The following is a 20054-nucleotide window of genomic DNA, read 5'->3' on the forward strand; positions in this document are numbered from 1 at the left end:
AAGGATGTTGAGCACCTTATTAATGCAAACAGAGTTCTTTGTAAAAAGACTTTTACTACTTTTTCCCGAAAACAGACTACAAGGGCTTTTTTTTCAATAGTTGGATAGAGAGCTCTTCCAATTGATCGTCCGAAATTTTTGAAGGAGAATCAATCATTACGTCCCTACCGCTGTTGTTTTTGGGGAAAGCTATATAATCCCTAATGGAATCGGTGCCACCAAATATGGCACATAGCCTATCAAAACCAAAAGCGATTCCGCCATGGGGCGGAGCACCGTATTCAAATGCCTCCATTAAGAATCCGAATTGGGCCTTTGCCTCCTCCTCGGTAAAGCCCAGGTTTTTAAACATCAGCTCTTGAAGTTGCTTGTCATGAATTCTAATAGAGCCCCCACCAATCTCCACACCGTTGATGACTAAATCGTAAGCATTTGCCCTTACTCTTCCTGGATCCGAGGCCAGCAGTTCCACATCTTCTATTTTAGGGGATGTGAATGGGTGGTGCATGGCATGGTAGCGATGGGTTTCTTCATCCCATTCCAACAAGGGAAAGTCCAGCACCCAAAGTGGTTTATAGTCGCTCTTGTCTCTTAATCCCAGCTCTTCCCCTAGTTTAAGCCTGAGTTCAGAAAGCTGCTTCCTCACTGCGTTTTCCTCCCCAGACAAAACCAGTAACAGGTCCCCTTGTGCGGCACCCATCTTGTTTGCCCATTGAGCTAAAGCCTGCTGATCAAAAAACTTATCGACCGAAGACTTAAAGGAACCATCTTCATTACACTTAACATATACCAATCCTTTGGCACCTATTTGGGGTCTCTTTACCCAATCCGTCAAAGCATCCAACTGCTTGCGGGTATGGGTAGCTGCACCTTTAGCACAAATCCCCACTACCAACTCTGCATCGTCAAAAACCTTAAACCCCTGGCCTTGGGCTACATCATTAAGTTCCACAAACTTCATCTCAAAACGGGTGTCTGGCTTGTCATTGCCATACTGTCGCATTGCCTCCGAATAATCCATACGAGCAAATTCCCCAAGTTCAAGCCCCTTTACCTCACGGAACAAATGCCGGATCAAGCCTTCAAAGGTTTGTAAAATATCCTCTTGATCCACAAATGACATCTCGCAGTCAATTTGCGTAAATTCCGGTTGGCGGTCTGCTCTCAGGTCTTCATCCCTAAAACACTTAACAATCTGAAAATACCGGTCAAACCCGCTGACCATTAAAAGTTGCTTAAAGGTCTGAGGGGATTGGGGCAGGGCATAAAACTCCCCTTGGTTAATCCTGCTGGGCACCACAAAATCCCTGGCCCCTTCTGGGGTGGACTTGATTAACACCGGTGTCTCCACCTCCATGAAACCCTCCACATCCATGTATCTCCTGGTTTCCTGCATCATCCTATGCCTCAATTGTAGCTTTTTTCGCACATTTGGCCTACGGAGATCCAAATACCGAAACTTCATCCTTAAATCCTCGCCTCCATCGGTCTCATCTTCGATAATAAAGGGAGGAACCTTAGCCTTATTTAATATAATGATTTCTGAGGCCTTGACCTCTATATCTCCCGTTGGGAGTTTATCGTTTTTGGAGGTTCTTTCAATTACTGTCCCTTTGGCCTGGACCACAAACTCCCTACCCAAGGAGGCCGCTTTCTCCAAAAGGGACTTGTCTGCATCCCCTTCTTCAAAAATAAGTTGGGTGACTCCGTATCGGTCCCTCAGGTCCACCCATATGAGCCCCCCTTTGTTCCTCACCCTTTGCACCCACCCGGCAAGGGTTACTTCTTTATCAATATTTTCCAGTCTTAGTTCTCCACAAGTATGGGTTCTCAGCATACAATTAGGCTTTTAGATTGAGATGAATCAACAAAGATAATCATTCACTTTTGAGTTTGCTAAATTGATTTTTAAAGTTTACCAGATGACTAAATCAATTTTTTTCGGGCCGTTTCTTGGATATTCTGGAAAAAATACCGTTTTTTTGTAAAAGTTTAGTTGATCAATAACATTTAAAACTATTTAAAAAGCATGAATATAGGGAGGATTTTTTTGTGGGCGTTGGTAGTATTTGCTTTAAGTTACAGTTATTATTATTTCCAGATTAAGGATATTGAAATAGCAAAAGAACCAAGAGAAAAGGAAGATTTGGTAGAGGAAATCACTGAAGTGGCTGAACAGTTGCTCTTTGGGATCAATGTGGATAGTTTAGAAGTGATAGAAGGAGTAGTGGAAAGAAATCAAACCCTTTCCAGCATCTTGTCCCCTCTGAACGTGTCCTTTCAAACCATTGACTTGATTGCTAAAAAGTCAAAGGAAGTATTTGACGTAAGGAGAATTGGTTTCAACAAAAAATACACGGTGCTAACACCCAAAGACACCTTGCAGCCTCAATATTTTATCTATGAACCAAACCCCATGGAGTATGTGGTCTTCAAATTGGATCAGGATGAGGAAATCGAAATCTACAAGGAAAACAAACCCCTGGAAATTAATAAAAGGGAAGTAGGGGGAGTTATTTCCAAATCACTCTATGTAAACATGGTCGAGCTGGGGTTATCTCCTGACTTGATTGACTTATTTGCAGACCTTTATGGTTGGACAGTTGATTTTCAGAGGTTGCAAAAAGGGGACAAGTTTAAAGTAATATTTAACGAGCAGCTGATCGATGGCCAGGTAGTGGGCATAGAAAGTATAGAAGCGGCCTATTTTGAACATATGGGGGACGGTACACACGCTATCCCTTTTGTGCAAAACGGAGAACTTTCCTTTTTTGATGAGGAAGGGGAAAGCTTGAAAAAAGCCTTTTTAAGAGACCCCCTTAAATTTACAAGGATTAGTTCAAGGTACAACCTCAACCGTTTTCACCCTGTCCAAAAAAGGTACAAACCCCATCTTGGAACGGACTACGCGGCACCTACAGGGACGGAAATCCGATCCGTAGGTGATGGTACCATAGTGGAAGCCAGGTACACTGCCGGAAACGGGAATTACGTTAAAATCAGGCACAATGGCACCTATACCACCCAATACCTGCATATGTCGAAATTTGGCAAAGGTGTTAAAGCAGGAACTAGGGTAAAGCAGGGCCAAGTAATCGGTTATGTAGGTAGCACAGGCCTGGCCACGGGCCCCCACCTCTGCTTCAGGTTTTGGAAGCACGGAAAACAGGTAGATTGGTTGAAAGAAAAAATACCACCGGCAGAGCCTATTGAAAAGGAAAACCAAGAGGAGTTTGAGAGAAAGTTGAATGAAATAAGGCAAACTCTCGCAGCAATTCCCTACTCTGAGCCTGTAGAACTATTGACAAGCAACTGAGCTGAAATTTCTAGAGATGGGATGGGGGTATTAATTCCCCTGTCCCTTTAAGGAAGTATTTAAAAAAAGCAACAAATCAAATCCTGATAAAGAAAAGTTGATTTGGTTTAGCTTTGATCAACTTCTAATATTTATGACCTTAATCACGGGCCATACCCAAAAAAGAAAGGGACTCTATTTCGAAAATAGAGTCCCTTTTTATTATTCTGTTTTACGGGATTGCTCAACGAATTTTCTTGGTCCAGTCTTTATTCAATTCTGGCAGTGATAACTCCGTCCGTCTATTTAACCTATGCATAGCTGGGGTGCATTTGATCGAATCACAATCATGAATGGGTTTGGATTTGCCAAAAAACTCGTATACTATTCGGTCAGAAGCTATTCCCCTGCCTTCCAGATACTCCTTCACCACCTTTGCTCTTTGCTCGGATAACTTCATGTTGTATTCTTCACTCCCTCTGTTGTCGGTATGACCTCTAATTATAAGCCTCTGAGAAAGCATATTTTCCAGCATTAAGGCTACCCTTTCCAAAGACTGCATCTCCTCGGCAGTAAGATCACTCCTGTCAAAACCAAAATGAATGGTGGGCATTTCCATTGGCACCTGAATATTACTGATATCACACAGATCTATACCTTCTAGTTCTGGAGGCAAATCATAGGCTTTGCCTTCTTCTGGGAAAGCCAAAAGAATCATCTCACTTCTTCGGTTGAGTTGGTGCTTGTCCTCTGGACATGGCACTCCATCACCGCAATCATTCACCAACTCCTCTTCCCCGAACCATTCGGCCCTTACCCTGGATCTGGATATACCGTACTTGCTGAGATAATCCCGGACCGAACTTGCCCTTCTTTCACTTAGGGCCTTATTGTATTCACTGGAAGCCCTGGCATCCGTATGTGCCCCTACAGAAATGTCCAAAAACCCATAGGAGCGAAGTAGTTCCCCTATTTTGTCCAAATTGGCCTCAGCATCTTTCCTGATATTGGCCTTATCCAAATCGAAGTAAACCAAATCTACATAAACCGCAGTCTGATAAGGGATCCTGACCAGTTGGAAACTCTTCTTCAATTCTTCAGAATCCAAGTTTTTGGTGCTTATCGAATTGTCTTTCAAGGCAAAGTAACCATCTCTCTTTATCTGAACCTGATAGTTTTCGTCGGGGGCAAGTTCGGCAGTAAATGTACCTTTGCCGTCCTGATCCGTCTCCACCACTACCTTTTCGGAGCCCTGCATCAACAAAACCTCTAATGAACCATTTATGAGTTCACCATCACATCCCAATACTTCTGCTCTCAACCTTTTGTACAACTCCTCCATTCTAAAGATGTCATCCAAGCCTATACTTCCCGGCCTATTGCTGGCTAAAAACATTTCTCCCCCAGGAGAAAGAAAAAACCCAAAATCATCCTGTGGGGAGTTGTAAGGTAAACCTAAGTTTTTGACTCCAGAAAAATCTCCATTGACACGATTAGCGACAAAGACATCCAATCCTCCCAGCCCTATATGGCCATCGGAAGAAAAGTAAAACCTGTCATTATTTAAAAAGGGGTCTCTTTCATTTCCAGCGGTATTGACAGTGCCACCTAGATTAACGGGCTCTCCGAACGAGAAATCCTCATCGAATTCCACATAATACAGATCCAGCTCCCCAAAGCCCCCTGGCATGTCAGAAGCAAAATAAAGCCTGTTTTGAGACTCATCCACAAAGGGTGTCAATATTGCATGGGACAAAGCATCATTAAGTGGAAAGGGACTGTAGTCAATCAATTCCCCATTATCCCCAATTCGGCTGAAAAACAACTCCGGTTGTACGGTATAGTTCTTGGGATTCCGGATTTTTCTAGTCACTGTGTAGAAAACCACCGACTGCTCCTTTAAGAAAAAGGGGTCAGTCACATGAAAAACATCCGGTACTGGCACCTCAAAAGGAGAGATATTCCCTTCCTCGTCTTTTTTATAAACACCAAGAAAGTCCCTACCTGTCCAATCAGAGTCCTTATCAAAATACCTGTAACTTTTATCAATGCGAAGCCCGCTTTTGGTCCTGGATTTCACATCCCCCCTATCGGAGGAAAAATAAGTATTTCCCTCCGCATCCATGGCGATTCCAAACTCCGCATTGGAGGTGTTGATTTCGCTGAGTCCTACCAGCTCCGCGTTGAAAGGATTATCGTACCAATACCTGAGCGAATCCAATTCAAGGTTCTTTAGTGGTGGTTCTGCCACCCTTCCGAGGGAATCCAAGGCTTTCTTTACTTCTTCTTTTTTCCCTGCCTGATTAGTAGCAGAGATATATTTCAGTATGTCTTCTTTACTTGCCTCCGAAAAAGTAATTGTCTTTTTCCTCCACTCATAAGCTTTTTCATATTCTCTTAGCTTTTCATAAGCCTCAGCGGCTCCTGTAGCTGCTCTAAAGGTTTGCCTTCTGGCAAAGGCATCTTCATACCCCTTGCCTGCCTCCAAGTGGTTTCCTTCCTCTGCTTTCCTGTCGGCATACCTCAGCAAGCCTTGCTGGGCTTCAACATTAAATGTGGCAAAAGCGCTTAAACCGACGATTGTAATCAGTGTAAAAATCTTTTTCATCATTAGAACCATCTTGGATTTTTCATATTCACTTTTCTGGGTGCAATATAATATCCCAGGGAAATTTCATGGGAATTATTCCTTAGTCCACTCAGCACATTTGTCTGCAGGTCGTAGGCATAACCCACCCTTAAATTTTCGGTCGCAAACAACTCCAAAATCAGTGCAACAGCATTTCTTGACGATAGGCTGGCAGGAAAGAAACTCTGATCTAGCTTAAAATTAGTCCTGTATGAAGCTCCGGCCCAAAGCCTGTCCAGAAAGAGAAACATGCCGTTCAAATCCACGCTGGAAGGACCGTTGTTACTATGCCTGATCAGGAAAGATGGCTTAAACTGGACATTGTCCGATAAAGGCAATAGACCACCAGCGGTAAGGTAGTAATGTACATCATGATAAGCCAATGCCACAGCTTCATTCTCAAGGTTATTCTTACCCACCAAATTATAGGCACTAAACCCCGCAAAAAAACCAGGGGTGTGAAAAAACAACCCCATATTTAGGTTGGGGGTAAATAAGTTGACAACTCCTTGGGGAATGTCTGCGTCATCCATGTCGTTAGGATTGAACATAGACCCATCTATCGCATACTCCACCACACCTCCGCTAGCTCCGAAACCCAAAAAGGAATTTTCCCCGGTTTGAATGCGATAGGCGTAAGTAAGCATACCCGCATTGGTTTTGGCAGGTCCCATCTGATCGCTCATGAAGGAGGCACCAAAACCCATCAATCCCTCGTTGGCACTGAAGTCTGCTGTGACTGTAAAAGTGGTAGGCGCCCCGGGAAAATCAACCCATTGACTTCTGTACGTGGATTGGATGTAATGTTCTCCTTTGTATCCCGCATATCCCGGATTGATGTGCAGCCCATTAAACATGTATTGGCTAAATTGGGGCAGCTGCTGTGCCCATCCCTTGCTCCCAATCCCCCCTGAAAGCAAGAGCATGAAAATTAAAATATTAAAAGTGCGTTTCATTCATCTTCTTGTTTTAGCTCCTAAAGGTTTCCCTCTATAGAGCTTGATTTACAACAGAATTTTTTTGGCAATTAAAAACAAATGACGGTTGGCATTACCCTATTTAATCACTTGAACCCAACCTTTGTACCTTTGGTCATTTCCTTGACTATCCATGATTTCCAATACATAATAGTAGGATCCACCGTTCAAACCCTCCGCAGCCCAGTCATTTTGATAATTTTCGGACTCATACACATGATCTCCATTTCTATTCATAATGGTTAATTTATGGGAGGCAAACCTTTGGATTCCATTAATAACAAACGTGTCATTTTTGCCATCCAAAGTTCCTGGCGTTATCACATTGGGAATGAAGAATACCCTAATTTGGTTGGTGTCTGTAGCCTGGTTTTCTGGAGAGATCAATACCTGATCCTCATCTACAGTGAGAGTGACCGTATTTGAAATGACACCTTGATTTACTGCAAGCACGTTGATGGTGAAACTCAAGGTTTCTTCCGGCTCAAGAACCGGCACTACCCAAGTAACAGTCCCATTTGAAACTGAGGCCTCTCCTGCAAACCCCTCTGATTGAAAGTCAATGAAGGTAACCCCATTGGGCAATTCATCCACCAATTGTATCTGCTCAGCAGTGGTGTTTCCCATATTGGTGATCGTGATTTCATAAGGGAACTCATTGCCTTCATATATTTCTAAATCGAATGATGTTTTTTCGATTGCAAGGTCCACAGGTCTGGCAATTACATTAACCGGTAGGGAGCTTGCTTGGTCAGTATAATCCCCAATAGTGACAGCCACCTGGTTTATAAATTCCCCAACGGATACTGCCATGGTTTCTATCTGAATGCTGGTACTTTGACCAGAAGGAAGTTGATCGATGGCCCATTCATTTCCGTTTGACGGCTCAGGTTCAGAAGACAAGAACATAAGACCTGCTGGAAGCTGATCATCCACTAAAATATCTTCCAAATCAAACTCACTGTTGTTGGTCAATAAAATGGTAAAGGAAACCATTCCTCCCACCGGCACATCCAACTCGTTAGCCTCCTTGGTAATTTCCAGTTGTATGGGCATTACCGTAATCGTAACCATGGCCTGATCACATATAATCCCATCTTCGTCATCGCAAATTTGATAGGTAAACTGATCCTCCCCAGTAAAATTCGTGTCGGGTTGGTAAGTTATCGTGCCATCGGGATTGACCGTGGTGGCACCTTGAGAAGGGCCGTCCAAAACCGTCAATGTCGCTATTGTGACCTCATCATCATTAATCACATCGTTGGCCAATACCTCGATAGCTATAGACTGATTTTGGCCAGTGCTTATCTCGTCATCCACAGCTAAGAATTGCAAATCAGCCAATTCGAAAGTGATGGAACCTCTGCTTCTATTAGACGGATTTATTGTCTCAATCAAATCATAGGTTAGCAAATATTCCCCTTCGGATAAACCCTCAGGGATAATCAGCACACCCTCAGGGGTCAATTCTATACCTTGAAGACCATCAGAATCCACCAGCTCCACAAATACCCGTTCGCTCGATACAGGATCACCATTTATTAAGTCGTTTGCAATCACATCTCCAATTGGGCCCTGTCTATTTAAATTTACCAGCCCAAAATCATCATCAATTGCTTCCAGAACGGTTTCTGCCACAATTATAGTTACTGTTGCTTGATCACATTTATCCTGATCTTCCCTGTCACATATTTGGTATATCACCTGATAGGTGCCAGCGGGTATTCCTTCGATGATGTCAATGCTTCCATCTGGGTTTAATACAATAAAACTTTCATTTTGATTTTCTATTTGCGACAAAATGACGTCTTCAGGGTCGGCTGGAAGTCCATTTAAAAAGTCATTTTCTAAAACATTCATCACACTATCCCGTCCAAAACTATCCTCCAGTTCTATTTCAAGGTCAAACGCTTCTGGTTTAAATTCAATAACTTGGACGAATACTACAGCCTCATCGGACTGACCATCAGGGGTTACAAGCTGATAGGTGGCTGTATAATTGCCAGGTTCAGTATTTGGGGGAACATCCACTGTACCATCATCATTTAATATTACCGTATTTTCAGGAAATGGCTCAAGAATATTAAACTCTATGTCGATGGGGCTCAGAGGGAACCCGTTAAGTTCATCATTTTCAAAAACATTCAAAAGGGCTTCTCCCCCCACCTCACTATTTACCCTTTCCAATCTGTCATCTGAGGCATTTAAAGCGTTTACGAAAAATACCAGTTTCCCATCCGGCTCATCAACACTGATGATCCTGATTCCAAAAATAGGCTCACCCGACTCAAAAATACGTGGTGAAAACAATGCCATCCATTGAGTTTGATCTGGCACATTGGTCATATGATTCACCCCAGAGTCCCATTGCCAACCTCTCACCTCTACTCTCTTTGCCCCTTCAATGGGCTCTCCATTCCTGTCAAGGGCTATAAAGTCAGTCGCAGAATTACCAAATCTTTCGGTATAAAGAATAAATCCTGAACTCACTACTTGGTCAGGGTAAATTAGGTCTACAAATTTCGCACCTTCGGGAATGGAAGGCTGACTGTCTATATCCCAATAAGACCTCAAATCCGGGGTGGATACCACCTCTTCAAGGTTTTCTAAAAACTCGGGGTCTCTATGACTTATTATTACATCGTTATACCTGACGACCTGAACTGCCTCCGGGCGTATCTCATCTGACCCTATCAGCGGGTTGGGGTTTGCCACATTCGGCCTACGGGTAGTTGCAAATATTTTCCTTCCATCTTCAAGCTGCAAATAGTTAATCAAAGCAGGAACATCAAATGGAGCAGGGTTTTCATTGTCGGTTGGAGATTCCTGGATTATTTCAACTCCCCCTACATCTAAAGACAGAGCCGCGATTGGCACATTATTTTGATCCGCAGTCACTGTAACCGTCTCTTCCTGACCATAAGTGTGCTGGAAAAAACAAAATGTCAACACAATTACAATCAATGGGGCCAATATCCTACTAAAAATAGAGCCCGCTTGCAAATTTTTGCAGTCTTTCATAAACAATTAATTTATACAAGACTTAGAGTAAATTGCCATAAACCCCAAGATCTCTTAAAACAAACAATCACCATTTATCCCAAAAATCAATTGATCAAGGTTTCATGGTTATTTTAAATTGTGCCAGTAAACATACTGTTTTTTTACATTATTTTTATAAAATGAAAAAAAAAGAAGACAAGCAAACATTCATTTTCGCCTGCCTTCCTTTTATCTAAAATTCACAACTTCTAAAAAAGGATTCCTGCCTAATTACTTCTTAATATTAAGCAGCTTCTCGTTATTCCTATACCCATCTAGATCAAGGTACCAGTCTTCAAATGCGGTACCGTTGGATATCACCCACTCAAAGAATTTCTTAAACCCAGAGGTAAAAGGTTCGGCTTCCACCATATAAGGAATGGAGGTGCTGATATTTAATGCCCAAGGCAAATAGGTGTCCTTACTTTTGTAGGTGTAACTTGGCCCCAAATCTGAACTGTCATCTAAGGTTCCGAACAAATCCTTATTCGCCAATGCCGTAGGTTGTTTACCTGGTAAATGAACCTCAACTTCCCTTTTTTGATTGGCAATAAGGAAGGGGTTGAAGTTATGCGCACCTATATTACCCAAGGTTACTGCGCCACCAGGACCGGCCTTCCCTTCTTCTTTTAAGGTCAATGTTACTTTTTGTCGAACTACCTCCCTGAATGGCCCTCCTGGAGTTACATTCACACCTGTCGCTCCTTGCCCGGTGTGCGGAAGTACATTAAACACATCATCAAATGGGATGTATGTAAGGTACTCAACTCCTGCCTCCAACCCGTTTTCACGGAAGGAATGAATACTACCGGCTTTAATTTCAGTACCGGAAACCTTAATTACCTTTTCTGGAGAAATCCCGGTAAATTCAATCCCAAAACCATTCCTATATCCAGCTCCAGAAGCTCTGGTTTTTAGTTCGGTGATAATTTCCACTATCTCTCCCTTGGCATCTGTCACCCTGTTGATACGATAATCTACAACCAGATCATTGAAATCGTAGTCACCTAGAGAAGGCCAGAGGTCTTCAAAAAGAAGGGTCCCAAACCCATTGGCAGGAAAACGGTTGTCAAAAGCCCTGAAAGGATCATTGGGGTAGTCATCTTCCTCGTCAGGAACCCCGTCACCATCAGTATCCTTCACGGTGTTCAGAGGCAGGCAATTGTTGGATGGGTCCGCTAAAGATTGTCCCGGAATGATGAGGTTATCAAAACCTGCTCTGGCTGTGCCCCCCGTACCTACGAAGCTAAAGAAAACTTTCACGGTTTTGTCCACTATTTCCTCTGGCACTTTAACGCTTACTTGATGAACTGTCGTTTGATTATTGATTGGATTTGGAAATTCAAAAGTCTCAATCAATACTTCCTTACCATGTCCATGATTTTGACCTTCCTCGTAGGGGATATATTGAACCTTAATTGCCCTGTTACCGCCAGGATTTCCATCCAATTTGGTGTCAAAGGTGATCTGTCCTTCGCCGATTTTCACCCAAGGAGAAATCAACCATGTGGCCATGTTTGATTCGTTGGTCAACTGATTAGTCCTAAAGCTGTAATTACCACTTATCAGGGTAGCCGGATTATCGCTCACTGTCACACCACCCATAGACCAACACCTTGCAAAATATAAATCCCTGTTTCCAAGTTCAGCATCGTTGGTGATATTCCTTTCTGTACTTGATCTAACCTGGGCTATGGAGGAAAAGATGACAGTATTTATTGTTATCAAAAGAATTATTAACTTTTTCATTGTTTCTGCTCTTTAAAAATTAAAGTATGTCACTATCATCCACTTCTAGCAAATAGTCAAGATTGACCTTTCCACCCTTTATTTCCCCCTCTTTGTGAATTTCCCCAAAGCTTAACTTTAGCACTTTGACATGGTTGGGCAACACCAAGCTAACCTCCACATCTTCTGAAATAGGGTGAAAGCCAGAATAATACACATGACCTTCCGCATCGGATAAATTAAGTCTCCGGCTTAATTCAACCGGAAACTCAGTCAAACCTGATATCTTAACCACAGTAGGCTTTGAGGTGGACCAATCGAAAACAGCATTTGCTTTTAGCTGCTCAATTTCCCCCTGCTGACCAGTGGAAATCCGCTCATTCTCATCAGGCATACAAGAAAATAATGTACTTAGCACGATGATGGCGGTAAAAATAAATCTGCCATTTTTTTCGGTTTTCATCTTTTTTAAATTTTTCGAGGAATAAGCTGTTATGTTTTTCACGATACTAAATTGAACATTATTCTTCGGCGTTAGGGAATTAATCGACTAATGAGGAATAACCAACGTTCAAAAAGTTCAATTCCTAGTCAAAAAAAAGGGGGGCAAGCCTGTGAAGGGCCAATGGATATTTAAAGTATGTCATGGTAATTAAAAGTATTGCTTAAAGAATGTAAATAGGGTCTTAAAATAATTGCGCCCAATATAGAAATTATTGGTACTGGTAGGAAGCTCCTTCAGAAAATTCTCTACAGCCACATGCACAAAGCAGGTTTTCCAGTGCATCATTCATTTATTAGGAGACGAAAACTTTTTTACGGCATAATCCTTGATTTTTATCCCCAAAAATGCCTTTTACACATTAAAACCACTCAAAAAATGGCTGCTTTAAAACCGCAAACTCTTATTCTTATATTATTTATCATTTTGTTTTCCTGCCAAGCTCCTTTAGAAGAGCCCCCACAGGCCCCCATAGGATTAATCGATAGTGAAAAACTTTCTTTTCAACTGGACACCCTTTATACCCAGTTAGAAAATCCTTGGGGAATGGCATGGCTACCTGATGGCAGGATGTTGGTAACCGAAAGAAAAGGAGAAATCCTCGTTTTTGAGGACGATCAATTTTCTGGTAATAGGCTGAATGGTGTGCCGGAAATCCATCATGTCAACCAAGCTGGCTTATTGGATATACAACTTCATCCTGAGCATGATCAAAACGGGTGGATTTATATCGCCTATGCCAAAGCAGTGGAAGGTGGGGGAGCAACTGCAATAATGAGGTTTAAACTGCAGGAAAACGAGATGGTGGAAAAAGAAGACCTGATTGTGACAACTCCAGCCCATCCGGCAGGAAGGCACTATGGTAGCAGAATTGTTTTTGACAACGAAAATTACCTCTATTTCAGCAATGGGGACCGAGGAGACAACCCAGATAACGCTCAGAATTTAAGTAATTCCCACGGGAAGATTCACCGAATTCATGACGATGGGAGAATTCCTGCTGACAACCCTTTTCTGGAGGAATCGGGGGCAGTTGCCAGTATCTGGACATATGGAAATAGAAACCCACAAGGCCTGTTATATGATGCTGAAAATGACAGAATATGGGAAATTGACCATGGGCCAAGAGGAGGAGATGAAATCAATTTGATAGAAAGAGGTAATAATTATGGTTGGCCGGTAATTACTTACGGCATCGACTATGATGGTTCTGTAATCAGTGAAGAAACCGAAAAAGAAGGGATGGAGCAACCCATACATTACTGGGATCCATCTATTGCACCTTGTGGTTCCATGCTGGTTACTTCTGACCTTTATCCAAACTGGAAAGGAAACCTGCTCATTGGTGCTCTTGCCGCACAACATATCAACAGGGTAGAACTGGATGGTACATCCTATGTGGGGGAAGAAAGGCTGCTTCAAGACATCGGAAGGGTTCGGCATGTTGCTCAAGGCCCGGATGGTTATATCTATGCTATTACCGAGGGTAGTGGTTTACTGGTCAGGATTATTCCTGAAGAATAAGTCTTTTCTGGTAACATCTATTACTTAGCAAAAAATGGGAGGACTCCAAAAGTACCTCCCATCATAAAACCTTTTTAAAATGTAAATCTTATGGACAAGGCTACCTCATCCCCCCAGAAACCAGCACCATGAGTGATGTTAAAGGCGGGTTTATAGTCCAGAGAGAGGTTAATAGGAGCATCTTCAAATTTATAATCCAGCCCTATGATCCCAGCTATCCCTATCACCGTGCCTCCCCTGTAACTTGCATCTGACCAAGGTGGCGGTGAATTAGGTCTTCTGTTCCAAGCTCCGATGTGGGCTCCTCCACCGTAAAACCACCTTAGGCCCCTGACTTCTCTTACATTTCGGTGTACTTCATACAAACCAGTTACTAGTAAGCCATTCCATCTGGTATGGACGATTCCTTCCAAGGCAATATCCGAATCGATAAAATGTTTTACCGTCAAACCGTTGGAAACCCCCAACCTCAACCCAACACCTGTGGAATAGGTTTGGGCTTCCACTTGAGAGCCTAACAGCCAAAATGAAATTGCACACATCAACACACAAAATTTCCTCACCATAATTAAAATAAATAAAACGTTAAACAACTATCTAAAACAGAATTAACCCTTTCGGGCAAACGCAGCCATCCATCTTTATATCATGGTCTTCCCTGGGCAGTTTTTCTTCCGGAGGAAAAAAGGAAAGCCCCAGTTTAAAAGGCTGAGGTTCCATATAAGCCAAGAACCTATCATAATACCCTAATCCATAACCAACTCTAGTGCCAAAATTATCATATCCCAGTAAGGGCATAATCACTACATCCAATTTCACCCCTTTTGCAAAAATCGTGGGGCTTGGGACAGGAATACCTTTCTCATCCTCGGCAAAATTACATTCTTTTGGCAAATAAACAGTATGCATCTTTTGAGAATCAAAATCGGAAATAGAAGTAAAACAACTTACCCCCTCTTCCCTAAGCCTCTCTAATAATTTAAAAGTATCCACCTCATTGAGTTTTTTGATAGGAAGATAGAGATGAATATTTGATTTTGGGAAGTTTTCCAAAATAAAAGTAAAAGTAAGTTCGCTGATCAAGGCCGAAATCTCCCCTCGGAGCCGGGATCCCAAACTCTTCCTCTTTTCCTTGTACTTCAGTCTGAGTGCTTCCTTATCCTTCATTGGGATACAAAACGATCATCTCCATTGCAAGTGGATCAAGATGGCCAAAGAGTTGCTCCACAAATTTAGGGTCTTCCAAGAAAAAGTTTAGCAAATTTAATTTTCTTTCTTGAGGAACTCCCCCTGGAAAAAGCACATCTTTAATTTCCTTCAACTGCCTGACTAAGTCCTGCTGTTTTTTCTCCTCCGCCTTGCGTAACTTTTCCGAAAGATGACAAAGAATTTTCTGTGCGTTTACGCCGGAAGCTTCTGCGGCAGCCTCGAGAGTAGGGTCTATTCTTTTGGATTTTGCCACAAGAGTTGCGTACAACTCTCTTAATTTGGAGGACTCCTCAGCCAAGAGCACATCCTCTTTCGCTTCTTTAATCACCCATTGCTTACGCAGCGTGGTGTAGGGTTTAAACAGGTCTTCTGAATTCAACCCTATTTTCCTAATTTTACGCTGCAAACTACCGGGAACCACCAATACAAAGTTCCTTGCCATTACTATGGGGAAAAACAAACCATAATGATCAAACACGGGTTTGATTTGAAACCAGTAAGCTACTTCTGCGGGCCCTCCTAAATATGCCAAGTTTGGTAGTATGCACTCTTGGTATAAGGGTCTCATCACCACGTTGGGACTAAACCGCTCAGGAAAATTTTGGATTTCATCCTTTAAACTTTGCTCAGTCCATCTTTTTTCATCCCTGCCAAATACCTCAAAACCATCCCCATTTTTCACAATACGTTCCCTTATTCCATCTTGGATATAGAAGAAGTTTACCTCCCGGGGATAAACCTGGGATTTATAGCCCAACTCTTCCAGCCGCCTGTTTTGCTGCTGAATAAGGTCATTGGCTTTTTGTTCGAAAATATCGGCTTCCATGATGGCACAAAACTCCTTCTTCAACCGAGGTTCATTGGCATCTAGTATAAGTAGCCCTTCATCCCCAAAGAGTTGATCCACAAATTTACGAGTAGCAAAGGAAAGGTTTGGGCTTTCCCTGTAAGCTTCTCGGATAAAGCCAGGAAGAAATTGCCATTTCTTTAACAGTTCCCTCAGCTCTTCGTCAATTTTAAACTCCCCCACAGGGCCAGTCTGTTCTGATTTCCACTCGTATTTATGCCCATCAAAATGAAAATGATTGATCTCTGCAAAATCGTGGTCTTCTGTAGCCATCCAATATACAGGTACAAAATGATGCTCAGGATATTGCTCCTCCAGCTTTTTTGCAAGATTGATAGTGGATATGATTTTATAGATAAAGTAAAGGGGCCCCGACATAAGATTAAGTTGGTGTCCTGTAGTTACCGTAAAAGTGGTTGGTTCTCCTATGGCCTCTATGTTCTCTATAACCTTATCCCTTTCGGGAAGACCCTGGTATTGACTACGAAACACATCCACCAGCCTTTCCCTTTTTTCTTGCGCAAATGACCTGGACTTGATGGCTTCTCCAAAATTCTCAATACTTGGAAACAGATAATAAAAAGGCTTTAATTGAGGTTTCTGTCGAATATAGTCTAAAAACAAAGTTGAAAATTGCCCGGTACACTCCGGGTCAACAGTAGATTTGATCATAAGCTACGTTTTTTTTATCCTTTTCGATACAGAAGTTTGGTGTGAAAACCGGATTTGTCCTTGGTTAGTTCTGAAAATCTCACTCTTTACAAGAACGGTAAATTTACACATTTTAGACCATAAAAATACCGCGAGGGCTTGATCTGAGCGTAATATTTAAGCAGTAAAATGAAAAAGTTTGCTCTATTATCACTTAGATAACCTGTAAGCCAAACCAAAGCGCAGATCCAGCACCCTTACCGCACTTTGATATACATATCCCACATGATGTTTATGGATAACCTGTGTTTGGGTGTTGATGAACCTGGCTTCTACTTCATTTCCTGTGGAATGATGGTGTTCGTGCCTTATAGGTGCATCCACACTCATGTACCTGATCCCTCCTCCCATTAGCAGATCGGCACTAAGATTCATCACCATTACTTCCGAAAATTTCCATTGCAACCCCGCACCTATACCCCTCAAAAAAGTCCCATCTTTCAGCAAAAGTTCCGTATCTATTGGCTCACAATGGTCGAAATCATCCGGGTCATAAATAAAAAGGTTGGTTCCAAATCTCGAATAACCTGCCTTAGCACTAATAAATGGGATAATTTTGCCATTTTCCCCTAAGAAATACCTTCCTCCTATCATGAAGTTGGTGATATTGTTATTTACCACTATGTCCATGTCAGCCTTACTCCCATCTTCAAAAGTATAAACCTGCCTATCTGAGTCTCTTCCATAAATACTGTATCCAAGGTCAAGCCCTACTGCAAACCTGCTCCCCGCTGGCCTTAACATAAGGTCCAAGCCTATGCCATTTCCACTGGGAATAAAGTTACTCATCCGGTTTAACGGTTCCATACGAGAATAGGAAAGCCCAATATCCGCTTCAAGGGTTTGTGCATGTAGATAGCAGTGTACAAAAAAGAAAATTGGCAAGAGGAAGATGTTTTTCATAGCCAGGAAAGGATTGTAAATCAAAATATTAAACGAGCATAAAATACTTTTGGTTGCTAATTTACTTGCCTATACATAAAATAAAGAATTATATAACAAAGTGGGAATCCCCACCCTTAGATTTGTAATCTAAAATTTAGAACTGGCATGAAAAATAAAGTTGATTTACCTGTTTCTGGAATGAGCTGTGCAGCTTGTGCCACAAGTGTGGAGTCCACCTTGAGCAAGGCCAAAGGAGTGAAAAGCGCCAGTGTGAACTTTGCCACCCATACTGCCTCTGTGACACTGGAAAATGAAGAAGTTTCATTGGAAGGATTACAGAAGGCTGTACAAGCTGCCGGATATGATCTCCTGGTTGAGGAAGATGAGCGACAAGGTTTGGAGGAAAGACAACTTAACCACTATAAACAGCTAAAGGAAAATACTCTTTATGCAGGAATCCTTGCCTTTCCGGTGTTCATTATCGGAATGTTTTGGATGACTTTCCCCTTCGGAAACATAGTGATGTGGGCATTGACTACACCCATATTGTTTGTGTTTGGCAAAATGTTTTTCCTAAACGCCTTTAGGCAGGCCAAACACCTTAAGGCAAACATGGACACATTGGTAGCTCTAAGTACAGGAATCGCTTATGTGTTCAGTACTTGGAACACTTTTTTCCCGGAGTGGCTCATGGAAAGGGGCTTTGAGCCACATGTGTATTTTGAAACAGCAGCCGTCATCATTTTCTTTATTTTACTGGGTAGAACGTTAGAGTCAAAGGCAAAAGCCGGTACTGGAGAGGCATTGAGAAAACTGATGGGTATGCAATCCAATAAAGTTTTTCTTCTCCATGGCAAGGAACATAAAGAGGTTAATATCGATGAGGTGAAGCCTGGAAGCTTGATCCTTGTCAAGCCAGGTCAAAAAATCCCCTTGGATGGGGTAATCGTAGAAGGGGAGGCATACATTGACGAAAGCATGTTGACCGGGGAGCCTATCCCTTCGTCCAAAAAAGCAGGGGATGAAGTATTCGCAGGTACTTTAACCAATAATGTGCCTCTTAAAGTAAGGGTGAGCAAGGAGGTTGGACAGACGGTTTTGGCATCCATCATTAAAAGGGTAAAAGCTGCTCAGGGAACCAAGTCCCCTATTCAAAAGACAGTGGACAAGGTTACAGCCGTATTTGTGCCGGTGGTAATGGGGGTTGCCATAGTGACCTTGGTGGTATGGCTCTTGTTTGGTGGGGAGGAAAAAGCATTGTTGGGGATGCTTTCCATGATCACGGTATTGGTAATCGCCTGTCCTTGTGCTTTGGGGCTTGCCACGCCTACTGCCATTATGGTCGGAATTGGAAAAGCCGCTACCAAGGGGATCCTGGTCAAGGACGCGGAAAGCCTGGAGTTTGGTCATAAAATAGACACCTTAGTTCTTGACAAAACAGGAACGATTACCGAGGGAAGACCCTCTGTAAAGCATGTGGTTTGGGACGATGACCAACAAAAAGAACAAATAGGGACAATTGTCGCAGCTATTGAGGATCAAAGTGAACACCCATTGGCCACGGCTATTTCTTCCCACTTCTACTCCCTAACCGACCCAGTGGAAGTGAGTGGTTTTGTATCCTATACTGGTAAAGGAGTCAGTGGACATTTTAACGAAGACTCCTTTTACATTGGTAAATGGTCTTGGCTGGAGGAGATGGGAGTAAGGGCAAACCAGAATTTACTGAATAATGCCCAACAGTTGTTAAATACTGGTCATATCATGGTCTATATAGCCAAGAATAAAAGGTTAGCTGGAATCATCGCCATCATTGATCCCATAAAACCAGGCGTCAAAGACATTTTAAAAAAAATAAAAGAGAGGGGGATCAGCTTACATTTACTCACGGGTGACCAGGAAAAAACCGCAAATTTGGTGGCAAAAGAACTGGAAATTGAAAAGGTGAAAAGCAGTGTACTCCCAGCCGAAAAAGGTGCATACGTTCGTTCCCTTCAAGCCATGGGGAAAAAAGTAGGCATGGTAGGAGATGGGATAAACGACAGTGAGGCATTGGTATTGGCAGACCTCAGCATTGCCATGGGACAGGGCACAGACATTGCCATGGACGCTGCGAAAGTTACCCTTGTACATTCCGACCTTCAAGGTATTCTCGACCTTTTAAAAATATCTAGAAGCACAGTTTCCACCATTCACCAGAATTTGTTTTGGGCATTTGTTTATAACATCATAGGCATACCCATTGCGGCAGGCGTTTTATATCCAGCATTTGGGTTTTTGCTCAACCCCATGTTGGCTGGTGCTGCTATGGCTTTAAGTTCCGTTTCGGTGGTAGGCAACAGTTTAAGGTTAAAATATACGTAATCCAAATAAACATGAAATCGAGCATGACGAAAACGTCACACACTGGGATGATTATCCTTTGCGAGATTCCATGTGGCATATAAAAATCAATTATAAGCATATGAAAATCAAACTGAAAACCAATGTAAAGTGTGGTGCTTGTGTGGCTACCATAAAACCAGAAATGGATCAATTAGAAAATGTTAGCTGGGAGGTAGACCTTTCACATCCAGATCGTATTTTAACCGTTAATGGTCAGTGTTCGGAGGAAAAAATAAAGAAGGCATTAGAAAAGGCAGGATATAAAGGAGAATCTATTCTATAGCAAGGCAGTAAAGTTTTATTTTTTGTTAATTTTGCCT

At 42.3% G+C, this 20054-nt stretch carries 14 protein-coding genes; 4 read left to right on the forward strand and 10 right to left on the reverse strand.

Annotated elements, in window-relative coordinates; translation table 11 throughout:
• Positions 1-76 precede the first annotated feature (76 nt).
• Positions 77-1837 (reverse strand): aspartate--tRNA ligase, encoded by a 1761-nt coding sequence (gene aspS, locus DB520_RS00145; protein WP_114747662.1) that lies wholly within the window; start codon positions 1835-1837, stop codon positions 77-79.
• A 192-nt stretch (positions 1838-2029) separates the two neighbouring features.
• On the opposite strand from aspS, the gene DB520_RS00150 reads away from it, so the two are divergent.
• Positions 2030-3316: a M23 family metallopeptidase gene (locus DB520_RS00150; RefSeq protein WP_114747663.1), complete on the forward strand. Its 1287-nt coding sequence runs from the start codon at positions 2030-2032 to the stop codon at positions 3314-3316.
• Positions 3317-3539: 223 nt separating this feature from the next.
• Here DB520_RS00150 and DB520_RS00155 read toward each other — a convergent pair whose 3' ends face one another.
• From DB520_RS00155 to DB520_RS00175, 5 genes are all read right to left on the reverse strand, one after another.
• Positions 3540-5906, reverse strand: a complete 2367-nt coding sequence (locus tag DB520_RS00155; protein WP_198675202.1) for an OmpA family protein — start codon at positions 5904-5906, stop codon at positions 3540-3542.
• Positions 5906-6880 carry a PorP/SprF family type IX secretion system membrane protein gene (locus DB520_RS00160; RefSeq protein ID WP_114747665.1) on the reverse strand — a complete coding sequence of 325 codons (975 nt, stop codon included), beginning with the start codon at positions 6878-6880 and terminating at the stop codon, positions 5906-5908. The genes DB520_RS00155 and DB520_RS00160 overlap by 1 nt, the downstream gene beginning before the upstream one ends.
• Before the next feature lie 99 nt (positions 6881-6979).
• Entirely contained in the window at positions 6980-9922 is a 2943-nt protein-coding gene (locus DB520_RS00165; protein ID WP_114747666.1) for an Ig-like domain-containing protein, read from the reverse strand.
• Between the two features lie 252 nt (positions 9923-10174).
• On the reverse strand, positions 10175-11692 hold the full coding sequence (locus DB520_RS00170) for an LruC domain-containing protein (RefSeq protein ID WP_114747667.1): 1518 nt from the start codon (positions 11690-11692) through the stop codon (positions 10175-10177).
• Between the two features lie 19 nt (positions 11693-11711).
• Complete coding sequence (locus DB520_RS00175; RefSeq protein WP_114747668.1) at positions 11712-12134, reverse strand: hypothetical protein; 423 nt, start codon at positions 12132-12134, stop codon at positions 11712-11714.
• A gap of 417 nt (positions 12135-12551) precedes the next feature.
• Here DB520_RS00175 and DB520_RS00180 point away from each other — a divergent pair, with 417 nt between their 5' ends.
• Positions 12552-13697 (forward strand): PQQ-dependent sugar dehydrogenase, encoded by a 1146-nt coding sequence (locus tag DB520_RS00180; RefSeq protein ID WP_114748699.1) that lies wholly within the window; start codon positions 12552-12554, stop codon positions 13695-13697.
• Between the two features lie 74 nt (positions 13698-13771).
• On the opposite strand, the gene DB520_RS00185 is transcribed toward DB520_RS00180, so the two are convergent.
• From DB520_RS00185 to DB520_RS00200, 4 genes are all read right to left on the reverse strand, one after another.
• Positions 13772-14263 (reverse strand): hypothetical protein, encoded by a 492-nt coding sequence (locus DB520_RS00185; protein ID WP_114747669.1) that lies wholly within the window; start codon positions 14261-14263, stop codon positions 13772-13774.
• Positions 14264-14294: 31 nt separating this feature from the next.
• Positions 14295-14864, reverse strand: a complete 570-nt coding sequence (locus DB520_RS00190) for a 5-formyltetrahydrofolate cyclo-ligase (RefSeq protein WP_114747670.1) — start codon at positions 14862-14864, stop codon at positions 14295-14297.
• Positions 14854-16425, reverse strand: coding sequence for a bacillithiol biosynthesis cysteine-adding enzyme BshC (gene bshC / locus DB520_RS00195; RefSeq protein ID WP_114747671.1), 1572 nt, complete (start codon positions 16423-16425; stop codon positions 14854-14856). The genes DB520_RS00190 and bshC overlap by 11 nt, the downstream gene beginning before the upstream one ends.
• Before the next feature lie 189 nt (positions 16426-16614).
• The gene (locus DB520_RS00200; protein ID WP_114747672.1) at positions 16615-17367 is read right to left on the reverse strand and encodes a hypothetical protein; all 753 of its coding nucleotides are present in this window, start codon (positions 17365-17367) and stop codon (positions 16615-16617) included.
• A 147-nt stretch (positions 17368-17514) separates the two neighbouring features.
• On the opposite strand from DB520_RS00200, the gene DB520_RS00205 reads away from it, so the two are divergent.
• Positions 17515-19713, forward strand: coding sequence for a heavy metal translocating P-type ATPase (locus DB520_RS00205; RefSeq protein ID WP_114747673.1), 2199 nt, complete (start codon positions 17515-17517; stop codon positions 19711-19713).
• A gap of 100 nt (positions 19714-19813) precedes the next feature.
• Positions 19814-20017: a heavy-metal-associated domain-containing protein gene (locus DB520_RS00210; protein WP_114748700.1), complete on the forward strand. Its 204-nt coding sequence runs from the start codon at positions 19814-19816 to the stop codon at positions 20015-20017.
• Positions 20018-20054 lie beyond the last annotated feature (37 nt).

The sequence above is a fragment of the Pleomorphovibrio marinus genome, from assembly GCF_003347495.1.
Lineage (GTDB): Bacteria > Bacteroidota > Bacteroidia > Cytophagales > Cyclobacteriaceae > Pleomorphovibrio > Pleomorphovibrio marinus.